Genomic DNA, 9,329 nt, shown 5'->3' on the forward strand with positions numbered 1-9,329 from the left:
TATGAAATCTATTCGTATCATCACACTGGTCCTTTGGGGCTGGTGTGGTTTTTTGTTCGCACAACCGGAAGGGACGCCCGAGGACTGGCTGCAGAGAATGGCCTCGGCTCTTCGTGGTTTAAATTATCAGATTTCGTTTGTGGTACTTCAGCCCAATGGGGAATTTGAACCCTACCTGTGGCGTCATGCACTGGTAGACGACATCGAAATGGAGCATCTGAGCCTGCAAAACGGACCTGGGCGGGAAATTGTGCGGGTGGATGATTTGGTCAGTTACTTTGAACCTAATGTACCCGCCTTCTCGCTGCGCTCAGATGTGATAAACGGCCCATTACCTGCAGAATTATTCAGAAATCCCCATGCCCTTGAGCATGCTTATGACTATGTGATGATTGGACGCAGCCGGATTTCCGGTCGTTCGGCGCAGCAGATTCGTATCGTCAGTAAGGATAAAAGCCGTTATGGCTTTAATCTGTGGCTTGATCAGGAATCCGGGTTGTTGCTGAAGCTGGATATGACCGATGTGCAGGGCGAAGTGCTTGAGCAAGTGCAGGTGACGTCGTTGCAGGTTACTGCAGAGCCCGATGAGTATTTTTCTCGTATTGAGAAGTCGAAATTACCGGAATTGGTTGAGATGAGCGATACCGGTCCATTACCAATCCGCTGGCAAATTGGCTGGTTACCCGAAGGGATGCAGATCCTGCGTCGCGATATTCATCGCCTGCCCATGACCGGTCAGATGGTCGAGTACGCCATGCTCAGTGATGGTTTGGTGGATGTCTCGGTCTATTTGCAGGCAGTTGATCCCGGCACATCCGAGAATGGTTGGCTACGCTACGGCGCCAATACCCTGTTGTCTCTTCAGCAAGGCGCACTTGAAGTCACTGTGGTGGGCAAGGTGCCGCCACAAACTGCCAGTACCATCGCAAACTCTATTACCCTGGTAAAAGGCAATGATTGAAGAAGTAGGCGTAATTAAGGCCGTGGACGGTGACCATATTTGGGTTGAAACAGAGATTAAAACCACCTGTGGTGGCTGTGTTGCTCAGGAGACCTGTGGCACCGGCGCTATCGCTCGCTCTTTTTCGCCCAAAAAACAGACCCTTATCTTCCGCTGCCAGCAGCCTGCTCAAGTCGGACAAAGGGTGAAGTTGGGAGTGCCTGAACAGGACTTACTCGGGGCGTCCATGCTGGTTTATCTGCTGCCACTACTGGCCTTGTTAGGGGCGGCTTTTGTCAGCCACTTGGTATTGCAGATGCTGTCTATTCAAGGAGAAGGTTGGATTATTCTGTCTTCCTTGAGTGCGATGACACTTTGCTTCCTGGCCGTGAGACGCAACCTCAATCGTGCGCCAAACCAGCGTTATCATCCCAGGTTACTGGAAGTGATTTCCGGTAGCGGAGCGCCCAGCAATTAGGCTGTTAACCTATCTCGCCTCTCTGCTTTGTACAAAGACACACAGATCCAGATCGCCAAAAGACCAAGAAAACGGTAAAATCGCCGCCAATTTCAGTGCGCCAAGGCGTGGAAAGTCCAACGCCGGGTAACCAAAGCGGCCGGTTTACGGCTATCGTATTTAAGTAGCAGGTACATGTCAGATAACAGCATGCAACATAAGCATATTCGCAACTTCTCCATTATTGCCCACATTGACCATGGCAAATCCACGCTCTCAGACCGCTTGATCCAACATTGCGGTGGTTTGACTGACCGTGAAATGGCAGCTCAGGTATTGGACTCCATGGATTTAGAGCGTGAGCGTGGCATCACCATCAAGGCCCAAAGCGTCACCCTCAAGTACAAGGCCAAAGATGGGGAAATCTACCAGCTTAACTTTATCGATACGCCCGGGCACGTGGACTTTACCTATGAAGTTTCCCGTTCACTGGCGGCTTGCGAAGGAGCTCTGCTGGTGGTGGATGCGGGTCAGGGCGTAGAAGCGCAAACGCTGGCCAACTGCTATACCGCCATCGAGATGAACCTGGAAGTGGTACCGGTTCTGAATAAGATTGACCTGCCGCAGGCCGATCCGGATCGCGTTGCCGCCGAGATTGAAGATATCGTAGGTATCGATGCCATGGATGCGGTGCGCTGTTCGGCCAAAACCGGTGTGGGCATTGTTGACGTATTGGAAACCATTGTAAAAAGGGTACCGCCACCAGAGGGCAATGCTGAAGGCCCACTGCAAGCCCTTATCGTTGACTCCTGGTTCGATAATTACCAAGGCGTGGTATCACTGGTTCGCGTAATGCACGGTGAACTTAAAGCCGGTGACAAAATCAAGATTATGTCTAACGGCCAGACCCATTTGGTCGACAAGATTGGTATGTTCACTCCCAAAGCCACCGACATGGGCGTACTTCGCACTGGCGAGGTAGGCTTTATTATTGCCGGTATCAAGGAAATTCATGGTGCGCCGGTGGGGGATACCATCACCCTGGCCAAACAACCCGCTGAAAAAGCATTGCCTGGCTTTAAAAAAGTTAAGCCCCAGGTGTATGCGGGTATGTTCCCCATCTCCTCAGACGATTACGAAGACTTTCGTGATGCCCTGAACAAATTAAGTTTAAATGATGCCTCTTTGTTTTTTGAGCCAGAGAACTCCACCGCCTTAGGTTTTGGCTTTCGTATCGGCTTCCTTGGCATGTTGCATATGGAGATCATCCAGGAACGCCTGGAGCGCGAATACGACCTGGATTTGATTACCACCGCACCGACCGTGGTCTATGAGGTCACCACCTCCGATGGCCAAACGATTTATGTGGACAACCCTTCCAAGTTGCCACCGATAAACAACATTGAAGAGATCCGCGAGCCGATCGTAGAAGCCAATATCCTGGTGCCTCAGGAATATCTGGGCAACGTGATCACACTGTGTGTGGAGAAGCGCGGCGTCCAAACCAACATGACCTACCATGGCAATCAGGTGGCCATTACCTATTTGCTGCCTATGGCGGAAGTGGTGATGGACTTCTTTGACCGTCTCAAATCCACCAGTCGCGGTTTCGCCTCTTTGGATTACAACTTCAAGAAGTTCCAAACGGCGGATATGGTGCGTTTGGATATCATGATCAACGGCGAGCGCGTGGATGCCCTGGCGGTGATCACCCACAGAGAAAATTCGCAATATCGTGGTCGTGACCTGGTCGATAAGCTAAAGGAATTGATCCCCAGACAGATGTTCGATATTGCTATTCAGGCAGCGATTGGTAACCACGTCATCGCACGAAGCACGGTAAAGCAATTACGCAAAAACGTATTGGCCAAGTGTTACGGTGGTGACGTCAGTCGTAAGAAAAAACTGTTACAGAAGCAAAAAGAAGGTAAGAAGCGGATGAAGCAGGTGGGTAATGTGGAATTGCCACAAGATGCCTTCCTGGCCGTGCTTAAAGTAGGAAAGTAAATGGCAAACTATTTCTCGATTTTCCTGGTCATCGTCACTGTGGCGTCGGGCCTGATTTGGTTGGCTGACAGCCTGTTGTGGGCACCTAAGCGCAAGGAAAAGCTGGCTGTTGCCCGCGCCAGCACGCAAGGTGCGCTGGATGAGGAAACATTGCAGAAAGTGGCGCCGGTTCCCTACATCGTGGATACCGCACAGCAGATTTTCCCGGTCATCGCTTTTGTACTGGTGCTGCGCTCTTTTTTGTATGAGCCTTTCCAGATTCCGTCAGGATCAATGATGCCGACGCTGTTGGTGGGAGACTTTATCCTGGTGGAGAAGTTTTCTTATGGCCTGAAAGATCCGGTTGCCCGGCACAAATTTATCGAAACCGGCAGTCCTCAGCGCGGCGATATTGTGGTGTTTAAATATCCTGAAGATCCCAATGTGGACTTTATTAAGCGTGTGGTTGGTCTGCCAGGAGATCGGGTCATTTATCGTGATAAGCAGGTATTTATCAAACCCGCCTGTGCTCAAGCCGATCCCAAAGAGTGCCCACCGATGTCACCGGTGGACTTAAGCTTCCAAAAACGCGGTGAGTTCTATCAGGATATGGTGCCGTTAGAGCGCTTCAGCGAAAAGCTGGGTGAGGTTGAACATGAGATTTTGCGTAATCCTGCCATATTACCCCACCCACAGTTTTACCATAGTCAGCCTGGTACCGAGCCAGGTGAGTTCCTGGTGCCTGAAGGGCATTACTTCGTGCTAGGTGACAACAGGGACAACAGCCGAGACAGCCGCTATTGGGGCTTTGTGCCTGATGAAAACCTGGTTGGTAAAGCCGTGGCCATTTGGATTAGTTTTGAGTTTGATCGTCCGCCCAGCAGTTGGGTACCTGGTTGGATCCCAACCGGCGTGCGCTTCGAGCGTATCGGTGGTATCCACTAGATGGGGGGATCGTATCACGCCCTGTATAAAAAGCTTGGATATCGCTTTGCCGATGAGGCGGCATTAGAGCTTGCCCTGACTCACAGAAGCGCCAGTAAGCAGCATAATGAGCGTTTGGAGTTCCTCGGGGACTCGGTGCTTGGGATGGTGATTGCCAAGGAGCTTTATCAGCGTTTTCCGGGTCAACCCGAGGGCAAACTCACCAGAATGCGTTCCACTCTGGTAAAAGGGGAAACCCTGGCAGAACTGGCCAGGGAGTTTGAACTGGGGGACCTGCTTAAGCTGGGCCCGGGTGAGCTGAAAAGCGGCGGTTTTCGCCGTGAATCGATTCTTGCTGATGCGGTGGAAGCAGTGATCGGTGCAATATTTTTGGAAGCCGGTCTTAACGTGGTCAACGATCTTATATTGACCTGGTATTCTGAACGCATTGATAACCTCGATCCGGATGAACATCCCAAGGATCACAAAACCCGTTTACAGGAGATTCTGCAGGGCCGCAGGCTGCCACTTCCGGACTATGAAGTGGTGGATGTGAAAGGCAAATCTCATGATCAGACATTTGTGGTGGAATGCCGCGTATCAGGCTTAGATGAGCCTGTGGTGGCGCGCGGAAATAGTCGCCGCCGCGCCGAACAACAGGCCGCTAAGATGGTACTGGAGAAGCTGAACCATGAATGAGCAAGCGCATAGTTATTGTGGCCTGGTGGCCATCGTCGGACGCCCCAATGTGGGTAAATCGACCCTTTTAAATAAACTTTTAGGGCAAAAGGTCAGTATTACTTCCCGAAAACCACAGACCACACGCCATCGTATTCTGGGTATTGATACCGAAGAGGAATACCAAGCTGTTTATGTGGATACACCGGGGCTGCATAAAGAAGAAAAACGCGCCATCAACCGCTTAATGAACAAGGCCGCTGCCAGCTCGCTGGGTGATGTTTGTCTGGTTCTGTTTATTGTCGAAGGTACCCGTTGGACCGAAGATGATCAGCTAGTGCTGGACAAGATCCGCGAAGCCGGCGTGGAATGCTGGGTGTTGGTCAATAAAATCGACCAAATCAAAGACCGGGACTTATTGCTACCCCATTTGAAGTGGCTGTCGAAGCAATATGACTTTAAACAGATTATGCCGGTATCCGCTAAGCAAGGTAGCAATGTGGAATCGTTGCGAAAGTTGGTACAAAAGTCACTGCCTGAAAGTGAACATTTCTTCCCGGAAGATTACGTGACGGATCGTTCCTCTCGCTTTATGGCGGCAGAGATTATTCGTGAAAAGCTGATGCGTTTTACCGGTGATGAGTTGCCCTATTCTGTGACGGTAGAAATTGAGCAATTCAAACTGTCGGAGAAAGGCGTTTACCAGATTAACGGCCTTATTCTGGTTGAACGTGACAGCCAAAAAGCCATGGTTATCGGTAAGCAAGGGCAACGACTGAAAACCATTGGTCAGGAAGCCCGACAAGATATGGAACGCTTGTTTGATAACAAAGTCTTTCTGGAATTGTGGGTCAAAGTGAAATCAGGTTGGGCCGATGACGAAAGAGCCCTGCGTAGCCTGGGATACGGTGAAAACGATTGAGGAGGCGAGTGTAGGGGCTGAGGGGATATCCTTCATTTCTTGCACCTGACTCCTCATTACGACTAAGGGGAGCAAATGCTGGACAATCTTGCCGATATGCGCCGCGAATATACCCGTGGTGGACTTGAACGCACCGATCTGAATGATGATCCCATTGTGCAGTTCGAGCTTTGGCTTAAGGATATGATCAAAACGGGTCTTCCCGATCCGACCGCCATGACAGTGGCAACCGTGGATAAGGATGGCCAGCCCTCTCAGCGCATCGTGCTGCTCAAAGATGTTTCCCATCGTGGCTTTGTTTTTTATACCAATACCGGTAGTCGCAAAGCCAACGAGCTGAGCGCCAACAACAAGATATCGCTGCATTTCCCTTGGCATTTGATTGAGAGGCAGGTCAAAGTGTGCGGACGTGCCGTGCCGCTCTCCACTTTGGAAGTGAGTCGCTATTTCCTTTCCCGACCCAGAGAAAGTCAGATTGCGGCCTGGGCATCGGAACAAAGTCGTCCTATTTCCACTCGTCAGGTGCTGATAGGCAAGTTTCAGGAAATGAAGGACAAGTTCGCTAAGGGGGAAATCCCGCTGCCCAGTTTCTGGGGCGGCTACCTGGTGGTGCCTCATGAAATTGAGTTCTGGCAGGGCGGAGAGCATCGCTTACACGACCGCTTTGTCTATCGTTTGCAAGCTGAGGGACAGTGGGCCATCGAACGATTAATGCCCTGATAGCGGCAACTCAATGATAGACAGCCATTGCCATCTTGATTTTGAGGCCTTTGATGCCGATCGTCAGCAGGTGCTGAAAAAGGCTAAAGAAGCCGGAGTCGACCAGATCATTGTGCCCGGTGTCAGAAAATGTCAGTGGCAGGGGCTTATTGCACTTTGCTTGCAGCAGCCGGAAGAAAATATTCCAAGATTACACTTCGCACTGGGACTACATCCTTATTTTTTAGAGAATTTTCATCCTGCCGATTTGCGCCAGTTAGCACGATTATTAGATCAGCACCGTGACAGCGTCCTCGCTGTTGGCGAGATTGGTTTGGATGGCCACCTACAGGTGGATATGTCATTTCAGCAAAGGGTGTTTGCTGCACAGCTTAGGCTTGCCAAGCGTTTTACCTTGCCGGTGATTATTCATCACCGCAAAAGCCATCATTTGATTATGCAATGCCTCAAAGAAAGCCAATTCGCGCTGGGTGGCGTTATCCACGCTTTTTCCGGCAGTCTGGAGCAGGCAAAACGCTATATTGAACTTGGTTTCAAGCTTGGGGTGGGGGGGACAATCACTTATCCAAGAGCGGCTAAAACCCGACAGACGCTGGCTGACGTTCCTTTATCTGCGCTCTTATTGGAAACCGATGCCCCCGATATGCCACTGATGGGACGCCAGGGAAGACGCAACAGCCCTGAATACCTGCCAGTGGTTTTCGATGTGCTGTGCTCGCTTCGAGCAGAATCGAAAGAGCTGATAGCTAAGACCTTGGAAGAGAATGCTAAAGCGCTATTCCGCTTGTAAGATTTTACGTTTGCGCGCCTTGGTGCGACGATAACGGATCTTATAGAAGGCTCGGGTCAGCATCACGCCGATACCAAAGGCAATGGCTAATAACAACTGACTTTGCTGACGTCTGTTTTCCTGGTATTGCTGGAAGTACTGCAATACTTGGTTTCTGTCTAACAGCAATCGCAGATAGGCCTGTAACTCGCCGCCTACGATCACTTCCTGCACATAGACCAAAGGAGGCTCCCCTGGTTGGGCGAACCATCCCACTAACGCATCGTCTTTACCTGCACGGTAGAGCAATTCTCCTTTGGCGTTGTGGTAGGAAGCCGACACCACATGATCATCGTCAATCAGTTGCTGCAGGCTTTGTTCTATGGCGGCTGGGTTGTTTTGAGTAATCCAATGTGCGGCAACTTTGGCGCTATGGCGAATAAGACTGTGTCCAAGCTGATTTGCCTGTGCTTGCAGGATCTCCTGATCTTGCCCGGCGCTGAAGATCCAAAGCTGAATGCCTACATAAATGGCGGCAAAGGTCAGCCCCAGGTTGGCCAGGCGTTTATAGATGGAATAAGTGCTGGGTAACTCCAGCTGATCTTGCAGTAAAGGCTTTTGCATCATGGCCGCAACAATAGGTGATCCCTAATAAAAAGCAAAGCTTAGTCTGCTATTACTCTTTGATATTAGTCGCTTTTACAACCCCGGTAAGAGACAGTTGCTGGATTTCCTCAGAGGATAAATGCAGCCACTCCTGCAGGATGTCTTGGCTGTGCTCGCCAAGTTGCGGCGGCGCCTTGGCATACTTAACCGGTGAAGCGCTGAAGTTAATCGGGTTGGCCACAAAGGGGATAGATTGCCCCTGACTGTCATTAAACGCTTGCTGCATCTGTCTGAACTGCACCTGTGGATCGGCAAACACCTGCTGAATATCGTTTACCGGACCACAGGGGACCCCTTCGTTTTCTAAATGTTGTAACCACCAGGCACAGGAAAATTGCTTAAGGATCGGCTCGAGCAGGGGAACCAATATTTGGCGGTTTTGCACCCGGGCGGCATTGGTGGCGAAACGGGGATCCAGCGCCAGTTCATTCTGTTTGGCCAAGGCGCAAAAGCGTGCAAATTGCTGATCATTGCCGATGGCCAAAATGATATAGCCATCCATGGTTTCAAAACTTTGATAAGGCACGATATTGGGGTGCGCATTGCCGAGCCTTTGTGGGGCCTTGCCACTGGCTAAATAATTCATGGCCTGGTTGGCCAGACAAGCCACTTGCACATCCAGAAGCGCCAGGTCGATATGCTGGCCCAAACCGCTTTGCTGGCGGTACAACAAGGCAGCCTGGATGGCATTGGCGGCATAGAGTCCGGTGAGAATATCCGTCAGTGCCACACCGGCTTTCATCGGCGAACCCTCTGGCTCACCGGTGACACTCATCAAACCGCCGATGGCCTGGATCATAAAGTCATAACCTGCGCGGTTTTTGTATGGGCCGCTTTGGCCAAATCCGGTGATAGAGCAATAGATAAGTCTGGGATTTAGCGCAAAGAGGGAAGAGTAATCCAGTCCGTATTTCTGCAGGCCGCCGGTTTTAAAGTTTTCTACCAGTACATCGGCTTTACTGGCCAGGGCTTTGATGATTTCCTGTCCCTTAGCCTGGCTGATATCCAGGGCTAAAGAGCGCTTATTGCGATTGGCTGCACAGAAATAGGCCGCTACGGCGTTTTCATCCTCTCCCACATAGGGCGGCCCCCAACCGCGGGTATCATCGCCTTTTTGCGTGGCTTCTATTTTAATCACATCGGCGCCCAAGTCGCCGAGCATCTGGGTTGCCCAGGGCCCCGCCAAAATGCGGCTTAGATCCAGTACTTTGATGCCCGATAGGGCGCCTTGTAACGACATGCTCTCTCCTGTTTAGCCTATGCAATC

General features: G+C 50.9%; 10 protein-coding genes. 8 read left to right on the top strand and 2 right to left on the bottom strand.

Translation table 11 applies throughout. The features are described 5' to 3' along the window. Window position 1 precedes the first annotated feature (1 nt). From P2G88_RS07005 to P2G88_RS07040, 8 genes are all read left to right on the top strand, one after another. A complete protein-coding gene (locus P2G88_RS07005) occupies window positions 2–961 on the top strand; it encodes a MucB/RseB C-terminal domain-containing protein (RefSeq protein WP_275795100.1) in 960 nt (319 codons plus the stop codon). Further along, on the top strand, window positions 954–1,418 hold the full coding sequence (locus tag P2G88_RS07010) for a SoxR reducing system RseC family protein (RefSeq protein ID WP_275795102.1): 465 nt from the start codon (window positions 954–956) through the stop codon (window positions 1,416–1,418). Before P2G88_RS07005 ends, P2G88_RS07010 begins: the two co-directional genes overlap by 8 nt. A gap of 189 nt (window positions 1,419–1,607) precedes the next feature. Next, window positions 1,608–3,404 carry a translation elongation factor 4 gene (gene lepA, locus P2G88_RS07015; RefSeq protein WP_275795325.1) on the top strand — a complete coding sequence of 599 codons (1,797 nt, stop codon included), beginning with the start codon at window positions 1,608–1,610 and terminating at the stop codon, window positions 3,402–3,404. Then, complete coding sequence (lepB, locus tag P2G88_RS07020) at window positions 3,405–4,328, top strand: signal peptidase I (RefSeq protein ID WP_275795103.1); 924 nt, start codon at window positions 3,405–3,407, stop codon at window positions 4,326–4,328. It abuts the gene before it with no gap. Next, window positions 4,329–5,006, top strand: a complete 678-nt coding sequence (gene rnc / locus P2G88_RS07025; protein ID WP_275795104.1) for a ribonuclease III — start codon at window positions 4,329–4,331, stop codon at window positions 5,004–5,006. It begins immediately after the preceding gene. After that, the gene (gene era, locus P2G88_RS07030; RefSeq protein ID WP_275795105.1) at window positions 4,999–5,907 is read left to right on the top strand and encodes a GTPase Era; all 909 of its coding nucleotides are present in this window, start codon (window positions 4,999–5,001) and stop codon (window positions 5,905–5,907) included. Before rnc ends, era begins: the two co-directional genes overlap by 8 nt. 75 nt (window positions 5,908–5,982) lie before the next feature. Continuing rightward, window positions 5,983–6,627, top strand: a complete 645-nt coding sequence (pdxH, locus tag P2G88_RS07035; RefSeq protein WP_275795106.1) for a pyridoxamine 5'-phosphate oxidase — start codon at window positions 5,983–5,985, stop codon at window positions 6,625–6,627. Between the two features lie 13 nt (window positions 6,628–6,640). Continuing rightward, window positions 6,641–7,417 (top strand): TatD family hydrolase, encoded by a 777-nt coding sequence (locus tag P2G88_RS07040; RefSeq protein ID WP_275795107.1) that lies wholly within the window; start codon window positions 6,641–6,643, stop codon window positions 7,415–7,417. Here P2G88_RS07040 and P2G88_RS07045 read toward each other — a convergent pair. Both P2G88_RS07045 and P2G88_RS07050 read right to left on the bottom strand, forming a co-directional pair. Continuing rightward, a complete protein-coding gene (locus P2G88_RS07045; protein WP_275795108.1) occupies window positions 7,403–8,020 on the bottom strand; it encodes an AhpA/YtjB family protein in 618 nt (205 codons plus the stop codon). The genes P2G88_RS07040 and P2G88_RS07045 overlap by 15 nt on opposite strands. 52 nt (window positions 8,021–8,072) lie before the next feature. Continuing rightward, window positions 8,073–9,302, bottom strand: coding sequence for a CaiB/BaiF CoA-transferase family protein (locus P2G88_RS07050; RefSeq protein ID WP_275795110.1), 1,230 nt, complete (start codon window positions 9,300–9,302; stop codon window positions 8,073–8,075). Between the last annotated feature and the right edge of the window lie 27 nt (window positions 9,303–9,329).

The sequence above is a fragment of the Aliiglaciecola sp. CAU 1673 genome, from assembly GCF_029223185.1.
Taxonomy (GTDB): Bacteria; Pseudomonadota; Gammaproteobacteria; order Enterobacterales; family Alteromonadaceae; genus Bowmanella.

What these genes read in the sequence shown, in the direction of transcription:
- P2G88_RS07045 (WP_275795108.1), bottom strand. Translation starts at nt 8,020, where the DNA reads ATGCAAAAGCCTTTACTGCAAGATCAGCTGGAGTTACCCAGCACTTAT.
- P2G88_RS07005 (WP_275795100.1), top strand. Translation starts at nt 2, where the DNA reads ATGAAATCTATTCGTATCATCACACTGGTCCTTTGGGGCTGGTGTGGT.
- P2G88_RS07010 (WP_275795102.1), top strand. Translation starts at nt 954, where the DNA reads ATGATTGAAGAAGTAGGCGTAATTAAGGCCGTGGACGGTGACCATATT.
- rnc (WP_275795104.1), top strand. Translation starts at nt 4,329, where the DNA reads ATGGGGGGATCGTATCACGCCCTGTATAAAAAGCTTGGATATCGCTTT.
- lepA (WP_275795325.1), top strand. Translation starts at nt 1,608, where the DNA reads ATGCAACATAAGCATATTCGCAACTTCTCCATTATTGCCCACATTGAC.
- P2G88_RS07050 (WP_275795110.1), bottom strand. Translation starts at nt 9,302, where the DNA reads ATGTCGTTACAAGGCGCCCTATCGGGCATCAAAGTACTGGATCTAAGC.
- P2G88_RS07040 (WP_275795107.1), top strand. Translation starts at nt 6,641, where the DNA reads ATGATAGACAGCCATTGCCATCTTGATTTTGAGGCCTTTGATGCCGAT.
- era (WP_275795105.1), top strand. Translation starts at nt 4,999, where the DNA reads ATGAATGAGCAAGCGCATAGTTATTGTGGCCTGGTGGCCATCGTCGGA.
- pdxH (WP_275795106.1), top strand. Translation starts at nt 5,983, where the DNA reads ATGCTGGACAATCTTGCCGATATGCGCCGCGAATATACCCGTGGTGGA.
- lepB (WP_275795103.1), top strand. Translation starts at nt 3,405, where the DNA reads ATGGCAAACTATTTCTCGATTTTCCTGGTCATCGTCACTGTGGCGTCG.